Below are 20,405 nucleotides of genomic sequence, written 5' to 3'. Positions count from 1 at the left end.
TCTTACTCCACTTCAATACTTTTGATCTGCACGCCGTCGCTGTGCTCAATATGCAACGTCGGGCAGTGACAGCGCGGGCACTCGTCGTGCCGGGTGATCTCTACCGACGCGCTACAGTTCCAGCACCACGCTTGCGCGGGTTTATGGATGATATGCAGCGCGCACCCCTGTGCCAGCGTATCGCGACAGGCAATATCGAAACCGAACCGCAGGGCGCTCTCTTCGATACAGGCCAGCGCGCCGATTTCCAGCCAGACGCCGGTCACGCGCTGCGCGCCATGCTGCTTCGCCTGCTGTTCGATAATTTCCACCGCATTCTGGCACAGCGATAACTCATGCATGCTGCGCGCCTCGCTGGCCGAACAGCAGCGCGCGGCGGCTCAAGCTGGCATCCGTTACTGGTAGCGAGAGCGCCATCTTCAGGCAGTTATCCGCCAGTTGTACGCCCTGTTGCGGACTGAGATCGGGCGTTAATGGCGACATCAAGGAACAACTCAGGTACTGCCCCAGCGCCGGTAATTCGCCAACGGAAAAAGTCATCTCGCCGTAGGGCAGTTGCAACCCCAGCCGCTCGCTGACGCGCCGCACCGGCCAGCATTGCTGCGGGCCGGGATAGATGTGCAAACTCAGCATCCACGGCGTCAACACGCAGCCAAGCCACTGGTTTTCAAACAGAGTAAATGGCGTGGCGTACACGTCCATTTGCGGGTGCACAAACGGCAGCCCCTGCATTTCATGGGCGGCAATCGCCTTAAAAGCCTGCTGCACTTCGCGGTGCGGCGAAACGTCAAATCCTGGTAATTCATCATTGTGCATGAGCAGTCTCCCGTGGCGTCAGCACAACGCCGGATTCAGCTAACGCGTCAATCACCGCCGCCAGCGCGCTATCAAGGCTGGCTTCCACGATTGGCGTCATGCCGATATGCGGCTCCAGCGAGGCTGGCGTAACGCCAATCAGCGTCAGTTTCGCCGGAAACTCACCGGTAAAACGCAGTGCCGACAGTACGTCCGCCAGCCCCAACTGGTGCGGGGAAATTTTATTGCTGAACAGCGTCGGCACTTCGTCATCACGCAGGATGACGACCCTTCCAGGCTCGCTTTTCCGGCTGACGATCGCGTCGGCAATAATCAGGTGATCGCGGTTAGCCATCGCGTCGAGCAATTCCATTCCGGCGGTACCACCATCCAGCGCTTCAACGTCTTCCGGCAGATGGAAGCGCTGCGCCAGCGCCTCCACAACCCGTACGCCAATCGCTTCGTCGGTCAATAAAATGTTGCCGACGCCCAGCACTAAAATCGACATCACAGTACCTTCACCGACACAACGTCGTTGCCATCCGCGTCCAGCACATGCACTGCGCAGGACATGCAGGGATCGAACGAATGCACGGTGCGCACCACTTCCAGCGGTTTTTGCACGTCCGCAACCGGCGTGCCCACCAGCGACAGTTCGTACGGCCCGGCATCATCATTAAAGTTGCGCGGCCCGGCATTCCAGGTCGAGGGCACAACCGCCTGATAGTTGGCGATTTTACCGTCTTTGATCACCACCCAGTGGGAAAGCATGCCGCGCGGCGCTTCCAGAAAGCCGACGCCTTTAAACTCGCCGCTCTGCGGAATGTCGGTTTTCGCATAGGTTTGCATGTCGCCTTTGCCGATATTATCGATCAGAGCCTGATACTGATTTTGCAACACGCCGTGCAGTTCGCAGGCGTGAACGGTGCGGCCAATAATGCGCCCCAGCGTTGAATGTAGCTGCGCCACGGCGATCGTTTTGCCGGTCAGTTTCTGGTAGATAGCGACAATATCATTCAGCTTCGTCGCCGTGGTTTCGTGCTTCGCCGCCAGTTTGCAGAGCATATTAGCCAGCGGACCAACCTCCACCGTTTTGCCGTAAAAGGTGGGCGATTTCACCCAGGAATATTTGCCCTCTTCCTGCCAGCCGGTGTACTGCGGTAATGTCGTGCCCTGCCACGGCTCCTGTGGCGCCTCGTCTTTGTACCACGCGTGTTTTGCGCTCTCCTGGATCCCTTTCACCATAAACGGATCGTCACCGGTGGTGATCGCCCGGAAAGTGCTGAGATCGGCGTTTTCGATATAACCGCCGGGGAACAGGAAGCTGCCATTTTTCGCATCGGTGGGGAATTCCGGCGTACTGAGGTAATTTACCGCGCCTTTGCCGAGCGACAACCACTCGGGATAGAACGCAGCAATGACAGCGGTATCGACTTTATAAACCTGTTCAATAAAGCCTTCGAGGCGATCGATAAACGACTTCAGGTACATCAGACGTTCAAGGTTCAGCACTTCAATACCGTCGAGGTTGATCGGGTTGGCGACACCGCCGACCGCCAGATTCTGGATATGCGGTGACTTGCCGCCGAGCAGCGCCACAATGCGGTTAGCATCGCGCTGGCACTCCAGCGCCTGCAGGTAGTGTGCGACGGCTATCAGGTTCACTTCCGGCGGTAACTTCATTGCCGGATGTCCCCAGTAACCGTTGGCAAAAATACCCAACTGGCCGCTGGCAACCAGCGCTTTGATCTTATCCTGCACCGCTTTGAACTCGCCTTCGCTATTCAGCGGCCAGTCAGAGATCCCTTTCAGCAGCGCGGCGGCTTTTGCCGGATCGGCCTGCAACGCCGAGGTGATATCCACCCAGTCGAGCGCCGAGAGCTGATAAAAATGGACGATGTGATCGTGGATCGAGTGCGCGGCAAGAATGATATTGCGGATGTACTGCGCATTCAGCGGCACATTAACCTTCAGCGCACTTTCTACTGCCCGCACCGAGGCGATCGCGTGAATGGTGGTACAAACACCACAAATACGCTGCATGATGATCCAAGCATCGCGCGGATCGCGATCCTTCACGATCTCTTCCATTCCGCGCCACATGGTGCCCGATGACCAGGCCTTTGATACAACGCCGTTTTCAATTTCGCAATCAATGCGTAAATGACCCTCAATGCGGGTCACCGGATCGATGGTGATACGTTGACTCATGCTTCGCTCGCCTCATGTCGCGCAGGTGTTTTTAACGGAGGAATAATCGGCAACAGACGTATGAGTAAGATGTATGCACAGACTTCAATTGCCACAAAACCAATAGAGATCATTAGCTCCTCCCCGGTCGGGAAGTAGCCGTATCCGTTGCCGGGATTGAACGCCAGCAGCGAATAGGAGAGTCGCCACAGCGCGCAGCCTAACAGCATGCTGAGCGCGGCCAGGAACAGAACGCGGGAATCATTGCGCCAGCGGGAAACGCGCAGTGCCAGCAGCGGGAAAGCCAGCAGTGCCAGTTCCAGCCAGAATATCAGGCTGTAAAAATCCCCGGCGAATGCGTAATGCCACTTGCCGCGCCAGCTGATTTCACCGACGCGCAGCAGCAGGAACAGCGCCAGCAGGACGCTTAGCACGCCCATCAGTTTATTGAACAGGCGCTTCTCATCCGGGCCGTTGCCGCGCAGGCTGGCCTGCATTAAGGAGCCTTCAAAGATAACGATCGAAAAGCCCATAATAAAAGCAGTCAGCAGTGAGAAGAGCGGCAGCATTTCGTAGCTTTGCCACAGCGGATAGACTTTGTATCCGGCGGCAATCATCAGCGATCCCATCGATGACTGGTGCATCGTCGGCAGCAGCGCGCCAAGGGCGATGATAAAAAACATCACCTTGTTTAGACGGCGCAGCGAGACCTTCCAGCCCAGCCTTTCCAGCAGCGCAGGCGCAAATTCCAGCGCCATCACGCCGATATAGATGGTCATACAGACTGCCGTTTCGAACAGCACCGAATTGACGTTGAAGTATCCGGGAATATAGAAATACGGCAGATTCCAGTAACGGCCAACATCGATAGTGATGGATAACCCACCCAGCGAGTAACCGAACAGGCTGCACAACAGCGCCGGACGTACCAGCGGATGGTAATCGCCGCGGTTGAAGACATAGACCGCCCACGCCAGCGCCCAGCCGCCGCAGGCAAAACCGGTGCCGATCAGCAGGTCGAAGGCGATCCAGATCCCCCACGGATAACCGCCGTTCAGATCGGAGACCGATCCAAGACCGAAGATCAGACGTTTGAGAATAAAGATCGCGCACAGCACGATCAGCGGGGCGAACAGTAGCACGGGTTTGCTCAGCAGCTTACCGCCCATGGCTTGTGGATCATGACTCATGGTCATCCTCCTCGTGGTGCGCCTTTGTATTACGCCGTACCAGCGCCGTCAGACCTGCCAGCACCGCCAGCGGCAACATCATGCCTTTGTACACCGTATGCTGAACGTGTTCGGATCGCGCGCCGGTCGCCAGGGAGTCCAGCGCCGGTAAACCAAGATCCGTATAAGGCACGCCTGTCAGCACCAGCACCTGTGTGCCGCCGCCCTCTTTCTCGCCGTACAAGTGCGGGTAGTAGTGCGGGACATCGTGAAGGTAAACATCGTCGGCATGCAGCGTCTGGCGGGGATAGCGATATTCGGAACCCGGCTTCAGCGTGAGGCGTTTTTTGGCTTCGGCCAGTAACTCCTCGCGGGTGCCGTAAATCACCGCCCCTGCCGGGCAAACTTCCACGCAGCCGGGAAGCTCGCCTTTATCAAGACGTTCGACGCCTTTCTGATTGCAGAGCTGGCATTTGTGGATCTGGCCGAACGGGTTGTCGTAATCATATTTCGGCACGTCGAAAGGACAGGCGACCATACAGTAGCGGCAGCCGGTACAGACATCCGGGTTGTAATGAACAATGCCGGTGACAGCGTCTTTCTTCAGCGCCTGTACCGGGCAGACCGACACGCAGTTGGCATCCACACAGTGCATGCACTGCTTTTTGATGTAGGCATAGCCATTTTCGGTCTGGTCTTTGTTTTGCCCGTTACCGCTGTGCCAGACCTGAATAATGTTGTTGGTATAAGGAGAGAGTTTGTCGTTGTTCGACCAGGTTTGTTCACCCTGCGGATTAGGCACCGGCGAGTTGATCGCCTGGCAGCGTGAGACGCAGGCCTGGCAGCCGACACAGAGCGTCGAGTCATATAGCATTCCCAGCGCTCCGGGGATCGGCGGCCGGTTTTGCGCAGCGGCAAAACTGGCGGACGATCCCCCCACCAGCAGCGCCCCGCCGGACGCTACTTTGAGAAAATCACGTCTGTTCACGGCTATTCTCCCTGCGAATCAGCGTCGTTTTTCTTCTGTTGCCGTCCCAGCTCGCGCACCGTCATCACGCCAACGCCCGCCACCAGACCGACTACGCCACCCAGCAGACCGACGGCCGTTGCTGACACCGTGCCGCCCTCTTTCAGTTGCACGTCAGGTTTTTCAGCGCGCGGTGTTGGATTTTCGACATGAGCAAGCTGAGAGATGCCTTTATGAAAGCCAACGCCTTCTTCATTACAGCCGTAACAAGGGTGACCAATAGCAACTGGCCATGCGCCGCCGACATCGCAGAACTGTAACGTCGAGCAGTTGCCCCAGGTTTCCGGTCCTTTACAGCCGAGGTGATAAAGACACCAGCCCTGCCGGTGCCCGGCATCGCCGAACTCTTTCGCAAAACGCCCGGCATCGAAGTGCGGACGGCGTTCGCAGTGTTCGTGGATCAAGCGCCCGTAAGCAAACGCGGGCCGGTTTTTGCTGTCCAGCGCCGGAGGTTTGCCAAAGGTGATGAGATGCGCCACGGTAGCAAGGAAATTCTGTGGGTTCGGCGGACAGCCAGGAATATTAATCACCGTTTTCCCCGGCAACACCGCCTGCAAACTGACCGCGCCGGTAGGATTCACACCTGCCGCCGCCACACCGCCCCAGGCGGCGCAGGAACCGATCGCAATAATAGCGGCTGCGTTTTCTGCCGCCTTGCGAATATGGTCAACAATAGGCTCGCCGGCCACCATGCAGTAAATGCCGCCGTCTTTCATCGGAATGGAGCCGTCAACCACCAGCACGTACTGGCCTTTATACTGCTCCAGCGCATGGTGTTTGTTCTCTTCGGCCTGATGCCCGAACGCGGCGGAAAGCACTTCGTGGTACTCCAGCGAAATGGTTTCCAGCACAAGGTTTTCAACGGTGGGATGAGTGGCGCGAAGCAACGATTCGGTACATCCGGTGCACTCCTGCGCACCAATCCAGACAACCGGAGGACGTTGCGGATGGCTGATGGCTTCTGCCATCTCTGCTGCCGCTTTGCCGCTCAGTCCCATCGTGGCCGCCAGCGCGGCACACAGCTTCATAAAATCACGACGACTCACACCCTGGGATGCTAAATGTAAATTATCTCCTGCCATTTATTTTTATTCCTCAGCCCGAACTAAGAATATTCTCCATCCAACAGGAAGAAGAGTGCTGCGATCGCTCCGACAATTAAGCACATAAAAAACAGGGGCATTATGCAAAAATGAGACGGGGATTACAGTACACGGACTCAGCGTAGGGGTATTAGGGCACAAATGAACAAAAAAAATGAAAGTCACCCTCGACAAAAGTGACCTTCACAAAAGAGAACTACATATTGAGCGAAGCGTATTGTTATGTTTCGAGGCGGTATCCCGCCATAAAAAATCGGAGCACTATGCTTGAGTGACTTTCCCGAAAGAAGTCCATCACCATCTCTTTATCCAGCCCGTAGCGGCGAGTGAGAATACCTGCTTCCCACGCGCTGAGCTGTCGATCGCCTGTCTTTTCAAACATGCGGTGCGAAAACCCAAGGACAAAACCCCGCTTATAGTCCGGGCAGAAATGCGCCACATTGCTGGCGCTATCCGCCTGCGCTGCATTCAGCCCGGCCATTAAACCTTTACCAAAATGGTTTTCCATCGTTATCACCCCCAATCGCTATATAAAAAATTATATAACGATCTGTTGCGGGGGGATAGCGCTGATTAAAACGCCACCCATTCATCCGACGATGCGGCAGATTTAGAAGTAGTTTTGCGCGACAAATCCGGTTTTACCAGCGCTGTCGTCGCAGGGTTATGCTGCTCGTTACTGGAAAGACGGAACTTCTGAACAGAACGTTGCAGCTCTTCTGTCTGGCGCTCCAGCGCCGCCGCTGCCGCAGAGATCTGCTCCACCAGCGAGGCGTTCTGCTGCGTGACGCTATCCATCTGGCTGATCGCGACGCCCACCTGAGAGATACCTTTACTCTGCTCTGCAGAGGCCGAGGCAATTTCTTTCATAATGGTGGTCACTTCGGTCACGGCCTTAAGGATACTTTCCATGGTGGTGCCGGTGTCATTAACCAGTTGTGCCCCTTTCTCGACGCGGCTTACTGAATCGGCGATCAGCGTTTCGATCTCTTTCGCCGCGCCCGCACTGCGGCTGGCAAGATTACGGACTTCCCCGGCGACAACGGCAAAGCCACGCCCTTGCTCACCTGCGCGCGCCGCTTCAACCGCAGCGTTCAGCGCCAGAATGTTCGTCTGGAAGGCAATGCTGTTAATGACAGTGGTGATCTCAGCAATTTTCTTCGAGCTACCGGAAATACCATCCATCGTGCTGATAACGTCTTTAACCAGCGCGCCGCCTTTACTGGCGGTGGCTGACGCCACTTCCGCCAGTTGGCTGGCCTGACTGGCGTTATCCGCATTCAGTTTGACCGTTGAAGTCAGTTCTTCCATGCTGGCTGCCGTCTGCTCCAGCGCGGCAGCCTGTTCTTCGGTACGGGAAGAGAGATCATTATTGCCGGAAGAGATCTCGCTCGCCCCGCGCCAGATATTTTCGCTACCGTTGCGGATACTGCTAACCGCTTCACGCAGGCTATCCTGCATTGCCAGCAACAGCGGCACGACTTTGCCGACGCAGTTACGACCAAAATCTTCCAGCGGCTGGCTGAGATCGCCCTGCGCCATCACCGTGAAATGCGCACGGATACGATCCAGCGGGCGCACCAGCATGTTGACCAGATAGCGGTCGGTAAAGAGCAGGATCAACAGGCCAATCACCATCGCTGAAATAATTGCCACGCGAGTAGTTTTCGTCTGGCTATCAACGACAACGCGCGTCTGATCGAGCATCTCACCCGCGGCTTTATTAAAGTTTTCCGTCGCTGAACCAAAGCTGCGGCTTAAACCCGGCGTAACATTATTCGCTTGCTGGCGATAAGCGTCAGATGTTCCCTGCTGCGCCAGTTGAAATTGCGGCGTGATCCCCTGCTCCAGCAGCGCCTGCCAGTTACTGATCACTTGTTCAGAGATTTTCGCATCTATCGGCCCTGGTGAAATCGCTTTAAACGCCGCCAGATAACGGGTCATATTGTCCAGCGCCTGTTGAACCGGCGCCATATCCGGCGAGCCACCCGCAGCTTTGGCTTCCATCACGCGACTGAGACGAGTCACAAACCGAAAGTACTGATCATTGCCCTGGCTAAGCAGAGTCATCTGTGACACTAACTGGCGATCTACCTCATTACCGTCGGCCACTTTTGACAGAGAAAAAACGCTATACAAACCAACGCCTGACCACAGCAGACCGAAGATCCCGAGGATCGCCAGCATAACGGCTCGTATAGTAAAGTTACGAAGCATACTCATAATATTATCCTTGCGGTGAAGGTACATTCTCGCCTGCGGGCGAGAGTTATCTCCGTTATCGGCATGGACAAGAAAATTCTGCATGGTAAAAGTGAAAAAAATGATAAAAAAAATTTCACCCTTCTCTTTTTTCGTCAGCCTGCATCGGGGCCGTACAGAATCTTATTCTGTCTCATCATTGGGTTATTAATCGTTGTCATCACCACGGCATTTATTTACAATAAATAAACATAACCTATTGTTTTTTAACAAAATGAAAATAAAAATTAATCAGCTAATTATTCCTTTAGGTAATGATTTAAAAATCTTTAATTAATAAGATGGAAAAGAGAATTCCCTAGCTTATATATAAAAAAAGAAAAATTAAAATGTTACCTAAAGTTAAAATAAGAATTTTTAAAAAGTTAAAAAATGAATAAAAAAACGCAGGAAAATAATGCCATTAATAATGGAAAAAGGTTTTTTACAACAAATAAAAATGATGATTAAGGAGTATTAAAATTTATTTTAAGTATGGTTAACTAATTATTTATCATTCTGACCATTGTGATGTTTTTACACACTTACTGACGCGGAAACATCGCCGTAAGCCGCATGAATACAGGCCTGAAGCGATACAGCAGTGAACTTACGAACGCTATCATACGCCCGGTTTCAGCCGCAGCGAGAAGAAATATTTATATTCAGCGCGGCATCCGTGCTATTTCCGATCGCTCACTGGCATTTCGCCCGAAAGATTTTTCGCAGACATTTATCCAGGAATTTTCGCAGAAGAACGAGAGCACCTAACGTAAATTAATAGCGCAGTTTTACTTGCAAACCGGATAATAAAAATGCGCCATTATCTTTACAGAATGTGTCATTCGCCACTTAACAGCATAAAAATCGACAATAAATCCATCTTATAAAGTTATAAATCAATAATTACCGATTAACGATACATTCAGCTAATGGAGATTTCCTGCTATTTTTTCAGGAACGATCCACTCAATGCAGATATTTTTCAAACCATCCAAGGGTTCGTTGCCAGGCCAGTTCCGCCGCCGCACGATCGTAGCGCGGCGTTGAATCGTTATGAAAACCGTGGTTAACGGCCGGGTAGATGTAAGCTTCAAACACCTTGTGGTTGGCCTTCAGCGCCTGTTCATAGGCAGGCCAGCCTTCGTTAATGTTTTTGTCCAGCGCAGCGTAGTGGAGCAGTAATGGCGCCTTGATTTTTGCCACCCCGTCGACTGGCGGCTGGCGGCCATAAAACGGCACCGCACAGGCCAGCTCCGGGTAAGCAACCGCCGCTGCGTTAGCAACGCCGCCGCCGTAACAAAAGCCGGTGATGCCTACTTTGCCAGTGGCATCCGGATGCTTTTGCAGAAACTCAATGGCGGCAAAGAAGTCATTCATCAGTTTTGTAGGATCGACTTTTTGTTGCAGCTCGCGTCCTTCATCATCATTGCCGGGATAGCCGCCAACGGAGCTTAAACCATCCGGAGCCAGCGCGATGTAACCGGCTTTGGCAACGCGGCGGGCAACATCTTCGATATACGGATTCAGCCCACGATTTTCATGCACCACCACTACGGCTGGCACTTTACCCGTCGCTTTTGTTGGTTTAACCAGATAACCGCGAACCTCGCCGTGACCGTTGGGCGAGGGATAGGTAATGTACTCGGGGCGAATATCCGGATCGGTAAATTCGACCTGCGTTGCCAGCGCGTAGTTGGGCTTTAGCAGGTTGAACAACGCCAGCGCGGTCATGCCGCCGACCGTGTATTTGCCAGCTATCTGTAAAAACTCGCGCTTGTTGATCTTGCCGTGCGCGTAGTAGTCATAGTAGTCGAGCAACTCTTGCGGGAAATCTTTCGCTGTCAAACGCGTCATTCTCTGTCTCCTCCATTTAGCCATTCTAAGCAAAGCATAGCGTTACGGTTCTTGCCCAAAAAATGCGCAGATATAACCATAACCTTTTGATAAGCAGAAAACGGACGTAAGATAAAAACGCTGTTTCGATTTTCATATAAAAGCCAGATAAGAAAGGAGACATCATGCCCGGTTTCGCCAATCCGAATCGCTACGAACAGATGCAGTATCGATACTGCGGTAAAAGCGGCCTGCAACTACCCGCGCTTTCCCTCGGTTTGTGGCACAGTTTTGGTTATGGGCAGGCGCGGGACTCGCAACGCGCCCTGCTGCGTAAAGCGTTTGACCTTGGCATTACCCACTTTGATTTAGCCAACAACTACGGGCCGCCGGCGGGCAGTGCGGAAGAGAATTTTGGTCGCCTGCTGCGCGATGACTTTGCCGCTTATCGCGACGAAATCATTATCTCCACCAAGGCTGGCTACGATATGTGGCCTGGCCCGTATGGTTCCGGCGGCTCACGTAAATACCTGCTGGCCAGCCTCGATCAGAGCCTGAAACGCATGGGCGTTGAATACGTGGATATTTTTTATTCGCACCGCGTAGATGAAAAAACGCCGATGGAAGAGACCGCTGCAGCACTCGCCCAGGCGGTGCAAAGCGGTAAAGCGTTGTACGTCGGCATCTCTTCTTACTCCACTGAACGTACGCAACAGATGGCAGCGTTGCTGCGCGAGTGGAAGATCCCGCTACTTATCCATCAGCCTTCGTACAACCTGCTGAACCGCTGGGTCGACAAAACCGGCCTGCTCGATACGCTGGAAGATAACGGCGTGGGATGTATCGCGTTTACCCCGCTGGCACAGGGACTGCTGACCGGCAAATACCTGAACGGCATTCCGGAAGGTTCCCGTATGCAGCGTGAAGGCAAGAAAGTGCGCGGTTTGACGGAGAAAATGCTGACACAGAGCAACCTCAATAGCCTGCGGTTACTCAATGAGATGGCGCAACATCGCGGGCAGTCGATGGCGCAAATGGCATTGAGCTGGTTATTGAAAGATCAGCGCGTTACCTCCGTGCTGATTGGCGCAAGCCGTCCGGAGCAAATCGAAGAGAACGTACTGGCGCTGAATAACCTTACATTCAGTGAAGAGGAACTGGCGCAAATCGATCAACATGTTGCCGACGGCGAGTTGAATCTGTGGCAGGCATCGTCAGATAAGTAACAAAAAAGCCGGGTAGCGCTGCTTGCCCGGCTTTCAACTCTCTTGCGGTTTTTATCAGTGATTATGGCGCGTCAGGCGATCCAGATATCCCATGACGAAAGCAGACAAAACAAACGTCAGATGAATTATCACGTACCACATCAGTTTATTGTCCGGGACGTTTTTCGCGTCCATAAACACACGCAGCAGATGAATCGAAGAGATCGCTACAATGGAAGCCGCCACTTTATTCTTAAGCGAAGTCGCGTCCATTTTGCCGAGCCAGTTCAGCTTCTCTTTGTGCTCGGCAATATCCAGTTGCGACACGAAATTCTCATAGCCGGAAAACATCACCATCACCAGCAACCCACCCACCAGCGTCATATCCACCAGCGACAGCAGCGTCAGGATCAGATCGGCTTCCGCCAGGTTGAAGACATTAGGCAGGACGTGAATAATCTCCTGAAAGAATTTCAGCGTCAGCGCAAGTAAAGCGAGGGAAAGGCCAAAGTAGACCGGGGCGAGCAACCAGCGCGAGGCGTACATTGCGTTTTCCAGAAAGCGTTCCATGTGGCGTTAGTGTCCTGTCAGATAGCGAAACCGACGCCCAGTATATCTCAGGATGGCAAACAATTTGCAACACCCGGCCTGGCGGGGTTACACATCCTCCGGGTTCACCCATGGCCGCTGATTCTCAGGCCAGACCAGCACCACCAGCGCCGGATAAGCTTCCATACTGAACTCGCGAAAACACTGGCGCAGATTGAGGACATCCAGATCGGACTGCGAGACTTTTTCACCGTTGATACAGCGTTTTTTTATATTGTCGTAATACTTATACACCGCTGAATTGAGATCGCTACAGCGACGCTGTGCTTCAAATAAACCCGGCGTACTATTTAATTCCGCCATGTTCATACGTTTAATTGTCGCATGAAGAAAATCAATATATTCATGGTTGACGCGCCAGTACCATACCGGAGTAATCGCGTTCATTAATACCGAGAAATGATCTTCGCCCTCCTCTTTCGACAATGGCTGATACTGCGGAGGGCGATTGTCAATTTCACTAAGGGGAGTTTTTTTATTGTACTCACGCATCAATAAAAGTACGCCGCCCGTCAGCAGCAATATAGCAATAACAGAATAAAAAATACTGTTCATGAGCAGGCTCCTTTTTTTTGATTTTAAAAGTGCGCCGTGATATTGTCAACGAACCTCACGCCCGCACTCCCTCTTCCTTGTTGATATTAAAGGACATTAGAAATGCTTCCCGAGAATCTTGTCCCGGCACGATTTCATATTTCTACTGCTGAAACCAGCCCTGGAGAAGAAGGAACAGAAGCTAATTTAGCTCAGGGGAAAACAACCCTCGACGATCATGCCAACGATATATTAGCTAATGCCAGCCGCGGTGGGCAGTCAAGAAATATGTTACTTGAAGAGCGTGATCGCCATATAAAAGAGCGTCTGCTGCGGGTAGTAAAAATCGAGACATTCGCTCGTCTGCTTAATGACTTACAGGAAGAGGGCGAGATTGAACCCCAGGCATTAAGCCAAATAATTACCGAAAAAACGCAGCAAATTAATGAAAACGGGAATGAGATTTGGCTTAACCTGATTACTCGCGAAAAGGACGGGCCACTATTTTATAAGCTTGGGGATGAATAACGTGAGCGATGTCGATAATAATGTTTATTTAACTTTAAATGACAAAAATAGCGATGAATTTATCTTAGAGCACAATAAAGAGGCGCTGATACTCAGTAAAAATGAAACCATTGCCCGTATTGCCCATGAGCTGGTTTCCATTCCTGCGGCGCTTGTGCGCCTGAAATGGCAGAACCGCCGTGAAATCTACCCGTTACAGGTGAAAGAGGAAATTTACGGCGCGGTGATCAATGCCATCATCGAGCTAAAGCCGGAACTGCGCGACAAAATCATGGGGCGGCTGGAGGCTAACTACCAGCATTTACTGGCGCGGGAAACCGCGACGCTGCGCCTGAGCCGCAAACTCAGCGACGGCGAATACCATACGACGACGGTCACCACCGTCGCGCCAGAATCAGGCAACCAAAAAACCGCGCCGGAGAAGCAAGAAAAAACCGCAGGCACAAAATTAAAATAAGCGTGTCGCTTTTTTTATTCCTTCATATATCCGATATAAAAAAAGCTGGCCTTTGCCAGCTTTTCTCGCTTATCAGCACCGCGTTTAGTGTGCTTTAACCGTCTCTTCGCCCACCAGACCGATTTTGAGATAGCCCGCCTGATGCAGGGTATCCATCACTTTCATCATCGTCTCGTAATCCACGGTTTTATCCGCACGGAAGAAGATCGTGGTGTCCTTTTTACCTTCCGTCACGGCATTGAGCTGGTTAACCATCGTCTCGTCGGTTACCGGATCGTTGCCGATGAACATGGTGTTATCCGCTTTCACCGACAGGTAGACCGGTTTTTCCGGACGCGGCTGCGGCTGGCTGGTAGAGGCCGGAAGATTCACTTTTACATCAACGGTGGCAAGCGGCGCGGCCACCATAAAGATAATCAGCAGCACCAACATAACGTCGATAAACGGCGTCACGTTAATTTCATGCATTTCGCCGTTATCATCCAGGTTTTCATTAAGACGCATTGCCATGGAGAATCAACCTACACGTAATTTCGACGCGGCGCGAACCGGCTGCGCATTGCTGGCCGCCAGGTCAAGATCGCGGCTTTGCAGCAGCAGAACCTGTGCAGCAACATCGCCAAGCATAGCTTTGTAATTGCCAATCATGCGGGCAAAGACGTTATAAATTACCACCGCCGGAATTGCCGCTACCAGGCCGATAGCCGTTGCCAGCAGCGCTTCTGCGATACCGGGTGCCACAACAGCAAGGTTAGTGGTCTGCGTCTGCGCAATACCAATAAAGCTGTTCATGATGCCCCAGACCGTACCAAACAGGCCAATAAACGGTGAAATCGCGCCAATCGTCGCGAGATAGCCGTTGCCGCGCCCCATATGGCGGCCTGTCGCCGCAACACGGCGTTCGAGGCGGAAACCGGTACGCTCTTTAATGCCTTCGTTGTCTTCGCTGCCTGCGGATAACTCCAGTTCATTCTGGGCTTCATTAATTAATGACAGGCTCAGACTTCTGGCGTGGAAAGAGGAGGCAATTTCGCTGGCCTGATCCAAAGAACGCGCTTCAGCCAGTTTCTGCTGCTCGCGCTTAAGGCGGCGCTTCTGCGAGATCATCTCCGCGCTTTTACTGAAGAACAGCGCCCATGTAACGACTGACGCGAGAATCAGGCCGATCATCACAATTTTTACGACGATGTCGGCATGGTGATACATACCCCACACGGATAGATCCGTCTGCATCAAATTATTACCCACTGTGTATCTCCGAGACGCAAATCACAAAATCTGCGCGTAATAATATCAAAATGCCACCGAATTGATAGTGGTTCTCATTAGTATTTACATAGTGCCGTAAAGAGAAGCCTGTTTCTTTGCGCTAACACAGCAAACCGCCGCGCAAGGCACGGAATGCGAAAAAATTAACGCTCAGCCGCCAACATGGCGATGCATCAATGCGCAATCATGGTAGTCTGGACATCCAGACGTATAAAAACAGGTTGAGCAACAATGACGGCGAAGCATATAGATACCGCTCTGGTAAACGCAGGGCGCAGTAAAAAATACACGCAGGGTTCGGTGAACAGCGTTATCCAGCGCGCGTCTTCACTGGTATTCGACACGGTTGAAGCCAAAAAACATGCCACGCGCAATCGCGCCAATGGTGAATTGTTTTACGGCCGTCGCGGTACACTGACGCACTTCTCATTACAGGAAGCGATGTGCGAACTTGAAGGCGGTGCGGGCTGTGCGCTCTTCCCCTGCGGAGCGGCAGCGGTGGCCAATACCATTCTGGCGTTTGTCGAACAGGGCGATCATGTGTTGATGACCAACACGGCCTACGAGCCAAGCCAGGATTTCTGCACCAAAATTCTCGCCAAACTGGGCGTCACTACCAGTTGGTTTGACCCGCTGATCGGCGCCAGTATCGTCAAGCTGATCCAGCCCAACACCAAAGTGGTATTTCTCGAATCTCCCGGTTCAATCACCATGGAAGTCCACGACGTTCCGGCCATCGTTCAGGCGGTAAGAAGCGTCGCGCCAGAGGCGATCATCATGATCGATAACACCTGGGCGGCGGGGATCCTGTTTAAGGCGCTGGAATTCGACATTGATATCTCCATTCAGGCCGCCACTAAATATCTGATTGGCCACTCCGACGGCATGATCGGTACGGCGGTATCCAATGCACGTTGTTGGGAACAGCTGCGCGAAAATGCCTACCTGATGGGACAAATGGTCGATTCCGACACCGCCTATATGACCAGCCGGGGTCTGCGTACGCTGGGCGTCCGTTTGCGTCAGCATCATGAAAGCAGCCTGAAGATTGCCGAATGGCTGGCAACGCATCCGCAAGTGGCGCGCGTTAACCATCCCGCACTGCCTGGCAGTAAAGGCCATGAATACTGGAAACGCGACTTCACCGGCAGCAGCGGTCTGTTCTCGTTCGTGCTTAATAAGCGACTGAGCAATGAAGAGTTATCGCAATATCTCGACCACTTCAAACTGTTCAGCATGGCCTATTCATGGGGCGGCTATGAATCCCTGATTCTGGCGAACCAGCCAGAACAGCTCGCGGCGATTCGCCCGGATGGCGGCGTCGATTTCAGCGGAACATTAATCCGTCTGCATATCGGTTTAGAGAATGTTGATGATCTGATTGAAGATTTAGTGGCAGGCTTCCAGCGCATCGTGTAAACCTGGCGACCGGGGCAGCAAGGCGGGAAATTTCTTATTTCTTGCGCCCCGGATCAAGGTGTTTCAGGCGAGTTGGAGTACAATAGCCTCCTCTACGCAGTACCACAGGAAAGTCCATGGCTGTTATTCAAGATATTATTGCTGCGCTCTGGCATCACGACTTTGCTGCGCTGGCAAATCCACATGTTGTCGGTGTCGTTTATCTGGTTATGTTTGCTACGTTGTTTTTAGAAAACGGCTTGCTTCCTGCCTCATTTTTACCGGGCGACAGCCTTTTACTGCTCGCGGGCGCACTGGTTGCGCGCGGCTGCATGGACTTCATCTCCACCCTCGCGATCCTCACCACCGCTGCCAGCCTCGGCTGCTGGCTGAGTTATCTGCAAGGGAAATGGCTCGGCAATACGCGGGTGGTAAAGAGCTGGCTATCGCATCTGCCAGTGAAATATCACGAACGGGCGACTTATATGTTTGACCGTCATGGTCTGCTGGCGCTGCTGGCCGGTCGCTTTCTTGCGTTTGTGCGCACGCTGCTGCCTACCATGGCGGGTATTTCCGGCCTGTCGAACCGCCGCTTCCAGTTGTTTAACTGGCTGAGCGCGCTGCTGTGGGTTGGCGTGGTGATGTCGCTGGGCTATGCCATCAGCATGATCCCTTTCGTCAAACGTCATGAAGACCAGGTGATGACCTTCCTGATGCTGCTGCCGCTGTTCCTGCTGGTGATTGGCCTTGTCGGCGCGGTCACCGTGGTGCTGAAGAAAAAGTATTGCAATGCCTGATTCTCCCCTCTCCGCTTTGGGAGAGGGTAAATTACGCGCCCTGTATCAGGCGGATCCTTGCCACATCTTCACCCGGCGTCAGGCCGAAATACCGCTTAAATTCGCGGCTGAATTGCGACGGGCTTTCATACCCTACGCGTATTGCCGCCGCGCTGGCTTTCATGCCGTCATGCACCATCAGCATCCGCGCTTTGTGCAGGCGGAATGTTTTCAAATACTGCAACGGCGACGTGCTGGTAACTGACTTAAAGTTGTGGTGAAACGCCGAGACGCTCATATTGGCTTCCGCCGCCAGCTGATCCACGCTCAGGTTTTCCGTGTACTGGCTTTCAATACGTTTCAGCACGCGGCTGATCAGGCTGAAATGCGTTTGACGGCTGACCAACGCCAGCAGCGCTTCGCCGCGCGGCCCGGTCAGCACGTGGTACAGCATTTCGCGGATAATCTGCTTACCGAGAATACGGGCATCCAGCGGATGCTCCATCACATCCAGCAAACGTTCTGCCGCGCAGAGGATCTCTTCCGACAGCACCGCTGAGTTGATACCGCTGGCCGCAGCGCCAGGGTGGAAATATTCGTCTTCACCAATATCCATCAGCAGCTCCTGCAATTGCAGGATATCGACATTTAGGCGCAGCCCCGCCAACGGCACCTCCGGCGTAGCAAAGGTTTCGCACTCAAACGGCAGCGGAACCGTCAGCAGCAAATATTCATTGGTGTCATAACGGAACACCCTTTCATTGATATAACCAATTTTATGGCCGGAAAAGAGAAAAACGATCCCTGGCTGGTACATCACCGGCGTACGGGTTCCCGGCTGCGTACCATACAGCAGGCGAATATCCGGCAATAACTCAGCCAGACGGTTTTCATTAATTTTCAGTCGTTTAATTTTTTCTGTCAGTTGCAGGCAAATCTCTTCACGCTTCATTTTTCGCTACTCCGGCAAGACATTTTGACGAACACAGTGTGCAGAGTTTTGTGCTTTTTCTCCAGCCGCATGGAGAAACAGGCAAGACATCGGCAGGAATGTGCATTGAGAGAGTGGACGCGCACGCCCACAATAACCGTCATCAGGCAGTCCGCTGCCTCCTTTTTCTTTCACCTCTAGTTAGAAGGGAACGAGCAATGAACAACTTCAATCTGCATACCCCGACCCGCATTCTGTTTGGTAAAGGCGCGATTGCCGACCTGCGTGGGCAAATCCCAACTGGCGCGCGCGTGCTGATCACTTATGGTGGCGGCAGCGTGAAGAAAAACGGCGTACTGGATCAGGTTTACAGCGCACTGGAAGGGCTGGACATTCTTGAATTCAGCGGTATCGAACCAAACCCGACGTACGAAACCCTGATGAAAGCCGTAAAAATCGTCCGCGAAGAAAACGTTACCTTCCTGCTGGCCGTGGGCGGGGGCTCTGTGCTGGACGGCACCAAATTTATCGCCGCTGCGGCAAACTATGCTGACGGCATCGATCCGTGGCACATCCTGCAAACCGGCGGCAGAGAAATCAAAAGCGCCATTCCGATGGGTTCCGTGCTGACACTGCCCGCTACCGGCTCTGAATCCAATGCCGGTGCCGTGGTTTCACGCAAAGCCACGGGTGACAAGCAGGCATTCCACTCGGCGTTCGTCCAGCCGGTGTTTGCCGTGCTGGATCCGGTTTACACCTACACTCTGCCGCCGCGCCAGGTGGCGAATGGTGTGGTCGATGCGTTCGTGCACACCGTTGAGCAGTACGTCACTTATCCGGTGAACGGCAAAATTCAGGATCGCTTTGCCGAAGGTATTCTGCTGACGCTTATCGAAGAAGGCCCGAAAGCATTGCAGGAACCGGAAAACTACGATGTTCGTGCCAACGTGATGTGGGCAGCGACACAGGCGCTGAACGGTCTGATTGGCGCGGGCGTACCGCAGGACTGGGCAACCCATATGCTGGGCCATGAACTGACCGCAATGCACGGGCTGGATCACGCGCAGACACTGGCGATTGTGCTGCCGGCGCTGTGGAATGAAAAACGTGAAACCAAACGCGAAAAACTGCTGCAATATGCAGAACGCGTATGGAATATCACTGAAGGTTCCGAAAATGAGCGCATTGATGCCGCAATCGAAGCCACCCGCAACTTCTTCGAAAGTATGGGCGTACCGACGCGTCTTTCCGGCTACGGCCTTGACGGTAGCTCCATCCCGGCGTTGCTGGCAAAACTGGAAGAACACGGCATGACACAGCTTGGTGAACATCACGATATCACGCTGGATGTCAGTCATCGTATCTACGAAGCGGCACGTTAAGCACTGAAAAGCCCGGCTACCGTTTTTGGTTTTTTCGACCACACTTAATGCAAACCACCTTACCGGGCTCGTCCCGGTAAGCCCATTGAAAGGAGAAATGCATGACACATCCCACCGTGATTAAGCTTTCCGATGGCAACCTGATGCCGCAGCTCGGCCTTGGCGTGTGGAAAGCAAGCAACGAGGAAGTGGTAACCGCCATTCATAAAGCACTGGAAGTGGGCTATCGTTCTATCGATACCGCAACGGCCTACAAAAATGAAGACGGCGTTGGCAAAGCATTAGCCAGTGCAGGCGTGGCGCGCGAGGAACTCTTTATCACCACCAAACTGTGGAACGATGATCAGAAACGACCGGCAGAAGCCCTGCAGGAGAGCCTGAAAAAGCTCCAGCTCGACTATATCGATCTCTGGCTGATGCACTGGCCGGTTCCGGCGATCGATCATTACGTGGACGCCTGGAAGGGCATGATCGAACTGCAAAAACAGGGACTGGTGAAGAGCATCGGCGTGTGCAACTTCCAGGTTCATCATCTGCAAAAGATCATCGATGAAACCGGCGTAGTGCCAGTGATCAACCAGATCGAGTTGCATCCGCTGATGCAGCAGCGCCAGCTCCATGCCTGGAATGCCACACACAAGATCCAGACTGAATCCTGGAGCCCGCTGGCGCAGGGCGGCGAAGGGGTTTTTGATCAGAAAATTATCCGCGATCTGGCGGATAAATACGGCAAAACACCGGCGCAGGTGGTGATCCGCTGGCATCTCGACAGCGGGCTGATAGTGATCCCGAAATCGGTCACGCCGGCGCGTATTGCCGAGAACTTCAATGTCTGGGATTTCCGTCTGGACAAAGATGAGCTGGCGGAAATCGCCAAACTGGAACAGGGCAAACGGCTGGGGCCAGATCCGGATCAGTTCGGCGGTTAATGTCTTATCCGGTTTATTGATAAACA

The 20,405-nt window shown here is 53.1% G+C and carries 22 protein-coding genes; 7 read left to right on the top strand and 15 right to left on the bottom strand.

The features are described from left to right. Positions 1 to 2: 2 nt before the first annotated feature. The 10 genes from hypA to yghX form a co-directional block, all read right to left on the bottom strand. A complete protein-coding gene (gene hypA / locus DK872_RS11015) occupies positions 3 to 341 on the bottom strand; it encodes a hydrogenase maturation nickel metallochaperone HypA (protein ID WP_007370149.1) in 339 nt (112 codons plus the stop codon). Next, positions 334 to 816, bottom strand: coding sequence for a hydrogenase-2 assembly chaperone (gene hybE / locus DK872_RS11010; RefSeq protein WP_071921519.1), 483 nt, complete (start codon positions 814 to 816; stop codon positions 334 to 336). Before hybE ends, hypA begins: the two co-directional genes overlap by 8 nt. Then, on the bottom strand, positions 806 to 1,303 hold the full coding sequence (locus DK872_RS11005) for a HyaD/HybD family hydrogenase maturation endopeptidase (protein WP_071921520.1): 498 nt from the start codon (positions 1,301 to 1,303) through the stop codon (positions 806 to 808). The genes hybE and DK872_RS11005 overlap by 11 nt, the downstream gene beginning before the upstream one ends. After that, a complete protein-coding gene (hybC, locus tag DK872_RS11000) occupies positions 1,303 to 3,006 on the bottom strand; it encodes a hydrogenase 2 large subunit (RefSeq protein ID WP_071921521.1) in 1,704 nt (567 codons plus the stop codon). Before hybC ends, DK872_RS11005 begins: the two co-directional genes overlap by 1 nt. Beyond that, positions 3,003 to 4,175: a Ni/Fe-hydrogenase cytochrome b subunit gene (hybB, locus tag DK872_RS10995; protein WP_161518356.1), complete on the bottom strand. Its 1,173-nt coding sequence runs from the start codon at positions 4,173 to 4,175 to the stop codon at positions 3,003 to 3,005. Before hybB ends, hybC begins: the two co-directional genes overlap by 4 nt. Beyond that, the gene (gene hybA, locus DK872_RS10990; protein ID WP_007370144.1) at positions 4,165 to 5,142 is read right to left on the bottom strand and encodes a hydrogenase 2 operon protein HybA; all 978 of its coding nucleotides are present in this window, start codon (positions 5,140 to 5,142) and stop codon (positions 4,165 to 4,167) included. The genes hybB and hybA overlap by 11 nt, the downstream gene beginning before the upstream one ends. Positions 5,143 to 5,144: 2 nt before the next feature. After that, positions 5,145 to 6,263 carry a hydrogenase 2 small subunit gene (hybO, locus tag DK872_RS10985; protein ID WP_007370143.1) on the bottom strand — a complete coding sequence of 373 codons (1,119 nt, stop codon included), beginning with the start codon at positions 6,261 to 6,263 and terminating at the stop codon, positions 5,145 to 5,147. A 241-nt stretch (positions 6,264 to 6,504) separates the two neighbouring features. Beyond that, complete coding sequence (locus DK872_RS10980) at positions 6,505 to 6,792, bottom strand: DUF2623 family protein (RefSeq protein ID WP_035889649.1); 288 nt, start codon at positions 6,790 to 6,792, stop codon at positions 6,505 to 6,507. A gap of 65 nt (positions 6,793 to 6,857) precedes the next feature. Continuing rightward, entirely contained in the window at positions 6,858 to 8,507 is a 1,650-nt protein-coding gene (locus tag DK872_RS10975; RefSeq protein WP_007370141.1) for a methyl-accepting chemotaxis protein, read from the bottom strand. A 987-nt stretch (positions 8,508 to 9,494) separates the two neighbouring features. Further along, positions 9,495 to 10,382, bottom strand: a complete 888-nt coding sequence (yghX, locus tag DK872_RS10970) for a YghX family hydrolase (RefSeq protein WP_161518355.1) — start codon at positions 10,380 to 10,382, stop codon at positions 9,495 to 9,497. Between the two features lie 164 nt (positions 10,383 to 10,546). On the opposite strand from yghX, the gene DK872_RS10965 reads away from it, so the two are divergent. Continuing rightward, positions 10,547 to 11,587, top strand: a complete 1,041-nt coding sequence (locus DK872_RS10965; protein WP_035889653.1) for an aldo/keto reductase — start codon at positions 10,547 to 10,549, stop codon at positions 11,585 to 11,587. A gap of 54 nt (positions 11,588 to 11,641) precedes the next feature. Here DK872_RS10965 and DK872_RS10960 read toward each other — a convergent pair whose 3' ends face one another. Both DK872_RS10960 and DK872_RS10955 read right to left on the bottom strand, forming a co-directional pair. Then, positions 11,642 to 12,136 carry a TIGR00645 family protein gene (locus DK872_RS10960; RefSeq protein WP_007370135.1) on the bottom strand — a complete coding sequence of 165 codons (495 nt, stop codon included), beginning with the start codon at positions 12,134 to 12,136 and terminating at the stop codon, positions 11,642 to 11,644. Positions 12,137 to 12,223: 87 nt separating this feature from the next. Further along, positions 12,224 to 12,730 carry an ESA_00282 family adhesion-associated protein gene (locus tag DK872_RS10955; RefSeq protein ID WP_007370134.1) on the bottom strand — a complete coding sequence of 169 codons (507 nt, stop codon included), beginning with the start codon at positions 12,728 to 12,730 and terminating at the stop codon, positions 12,224 to 12,226. A gap of 102 nt (positions 12,731 to 12,832) precedes the next feature. Here DK872_RS10955 and DK872_RS10950 point away from each other — a divergent pair, with 102 nt between their 5' ends. Continuing rightward, the gene (locus DK872_RS10950) at positions 12,833 to 13,237 is read left to right on the top strand and encodes a hypothetical protein (protein WP_007370133.1); all 405 of its coding nucleotides are present in this window, start codon (positions 12,833 to 12,835) and stop codon (positions 13,235 to 13,237) included. Then, complete coding sequence (locus DK872_RS10945; RefSeq protein ID WP_035889654.1) at positions 13,230 to 13,694, top strand: hypothetical protein; 465 nt, start codon at positions 13,230 to 13,232, stop codon at positions 13,692 to 13,694. The genes DK872_RS10950 and DK872_RS10945 overlap by 8 nt, the downstream gene beginning before the upstream one ends. An 84-nt stretch (positions 13,695 to 13,778) precedes the next feature. On the opposite strand, the gene exbD is transcribed toward DK872_RS10945, so the two are convergent. Then, positions 13,779 to 14,204 carry a TonB system transport protein ExbD gene (gene exbD / locus DK872_RS10940; RefSeq protein ID WP_007370131.1) on the bottom strand — a complete coding sequence of 142 codons (426 nt, stop codon included), beginning with the start codon at positions 14,202 to 14,204 and terminating at the stop codon, positions 13,779 to 13,781. Positions 14,205 to 14,210: 6 nt separating this feature from the next. After that, positions 14,211 to 14,942 carry a tol-pal system-associated acyl-CoA thioesterase gene (exbB, locus tag DK872_RS10935; protein WP_035889656.1) on the bottom strand — a complete coding sequence of 244 codons (732 nt, stop codon included), beginning with the start codon at positions 14,940 to 14,942 and terminating at the stop codon, positions 14,211 to 14,213. A gap of 252 nt (positions 14,943 to 15,194) precedes the next feature. On the opposite strand from exbB, the gene metC reads away from it, so the two are divergent. Both metC and DK872_RS10925 read left to right on the top strand, forming a co-directional pair. Next, a complete protein-coding gene (metC, locus tag DK872_RS10930; RefSeq protein WP_161518354.1) occupies positions 15,195 to 16,382 on the top strand; it encodes a cystathionine beta-lyase in 1,188 nt (395 codons plus the stop codon). 116 nt (positions 16,383 to 16,498) lie between these two features. Next, entirely contained in the window at positions 16,499 to 17,158 is a 660-nt protein-coding gene (locus DK872_RS10925) for a DedA family protein (RefSeq protein WP_007370128.1), read from the top strand. 31 nt (positions 17,159 to 17,189) lie between these two features. On the opposite strand, the gene DK872_RS10920 is transcribed toward DK872_RS10925, so the two are convergent. Next, entirely contained in the window at positions 17,190 to 18,089 is a 900-nt protein-coding gene (locus DK872_RS10920; RefSeq protein WP_007370127.1) for an AraC family transcriptional regulator, read from the bottom strand. 197 nt (positions 18,090 to 18,286) lie between these two features. On the opposite strand from DK872_RS10920, the gene yqhD reads away from it, so the two are divergent. Both yqhD and dkgA read left to right on the top strand, forming a co-directional pair. Next, a complete protein-coding gene (gene yqhD, locus DK872_RS10915; RefSeq protein ID WP_035889659.1) occupies positions 18,287 to 19,450 on the top strand; it encodes an alcohol dehydrogenase in 1,164 nt (387 codons plus the stop codon). Between the two features lie 101 nt (positions 19,451 to 19,551). Beyond that, positions 19,552 to 20,379 carry a 2,5-didehydrogluconate reductase DkgA gene (gene dkgA, locus DK872_RS10910; RefSeq protein WP_007370124.1) on the top strand — a complete coding sequence of 276 codons (828 nt, stop codon included), beginning with the start codon at positions 19,552 to 19,554 and terminating at the stop codon, positions 20,377 to 20,379. Positions 20,380 to 20,405: the final 26 nt, after the last annotated feature.

The sequence above is a fragment of the Kosakonia sp. MH5 genome, from assembly GCF_009935945.1.
Classification (GTDB): Bacteria; Pseudomonadota; Gammaproteobacteria; order Enterobacterales; family Enterobacteriaceae; genus Kosakonia; species Kosakonia radicincitans.
Note: the sequence above shows the minus strand (reverse complement) of the source record. Positions and strands in the feature narration are given on the sequence as shown.

Excerpts from the sequence above, each read along its gene's own strand:
- hypA (WP_007370149.1), bottom strand. The coding sequence starts at position 341 with ATGCATGAGTTATCGCTGTGCCAGAATGCGGTGGAAATTATCGAACAG.
- hybE (WP_071921519.1), bottom strand. The coding sequence starts at position 816 with ATGCACAATGATGAATTACCAGGATTTGACGTTTCGCCGCACCGCGAA.
- DK872_RS11005 (WP_071921520.1), bottom strand. The coding sequence starts at position 1,303 with ATGTCGATTTTAGTGCTGGGCGTCGGCAACATTTTATTGACCGACGAA.
- hybC (WP_071921521.1), bottom strand. The coding sequence starts at position 3,006 with ATGAGTCAACGTATCACCATCGATCCGGTGACCCGCATTGAGGGTCAT.
- hybB (WP_161518356.1), bottom strand. The coding sequence starts at position 4,175 with ATGAGTCATGATCCACAAGCCATGGGCGGTAAGCTGCTGAGCAAACCC.
- hybO (WP_007370143.1), bottom strand. The coding sequence starts at position 6,263 with ATGGCAGGAGATAATTTACATTTAGCATCCCAGGGTGTGAGTCGTCGT.
- DK872_RS10980 (WP_035889649.1), bottom strand. The coding sequence starts at position 6,792 with ATGGAAAACCATTTTGGTAAAGGTTTAATGGCCGGGCTGAATGCAGCG.
- DK872_RS10975 (WP_007370141.1), bottom strand. The coding sequence starts at position 8,507 with ATGAGTATGCTTCGTAACTTTACTATACGAGCCGTTATGCTGGCGATC.
- yghX (WP_161518355.1), bottom strand. The coding sequence starts at position 10,382 with ATGACGCGTTTGACAGCGAAAGATTTCCCGCAAGAGTTGCTCGACTAC.
- DK872_RS10965 (WP_035889653.1), top strand. The coding sequence starts at position 10,547 with ATGCCCGGTTTCGCCAATCCGAATCGCTACGAACAGATGCAGTATCGA.
- DK872_RS10960 (WP_007370135.1), bottom strand. The coding sequence starts at position 12,136 with ATGGAACGCTTTCTGGAAAACGCAATGTACGCCTCGCGCTGGTTGCTC.
- DK872_RS10955 (WP_007370134.1), bottom strand. The coding sequence starts at position 12,730 with ATGAACAGTATTTTTTATTCTGTTATTGCTATATTGCTGCTGACGGGC.
- DK872_RS10950 (WP_007370133.1), top strand. The coding sequence starts at position 12,833 with ATGCTTCCCGAGAATCTTGTCCCGGCACGATTTCATATTTCTACTGCT.
- DK872_RS10945 (WP_035889654.1), top strand. The coding sequence starts at position 13,230 with ATGAATAACGTGAGCGATGTCGATAATAATGTTTATTTAACTTTAAAT.
- exbD (WP_007370131.1), bottom strand. The coding sequence starts at position 14,204 with ATGGCAATGCGTCTTAATGAAAACCTGGATGATAACGGCGAAATGCAT.
- metC (WP_161518354.1), top strand. The coding sequence starts at position 15,195 with ATGACGGCGAAGCATATAGATACCGCTCTGGTAAACGCAGGGCGCAGT.
- DK872_RS10925 (WP_007370128.1), top strand. The coding sequence starts at position 16,499 with ATGGCTGTTATTCAAGATATTATTGCTGCGCTCTGGCATCACGACTTT.
- DK872_RS10920 (WP_007370127.1), bottom strand. The coding sequence starts at position 18,089 with ATGAAGCGTGAAGAGATTTGCCTGCAACTGACAGAAAAAATTAAACGA.
- yqhD (WP_035889659.1), top strand. The coding sequence starts at position 18,287 with ATGAACAACTTCAATCTGCATACCCCGACCCGCATTCTGTTTGGTAAA.
- dkgA (WP_007370124.1), top strand. The coding sequence starts at position 19,552 with ATGACACATCCCACCGTGATTAAGCTTTCCGATGGCAACCTGATGCCG.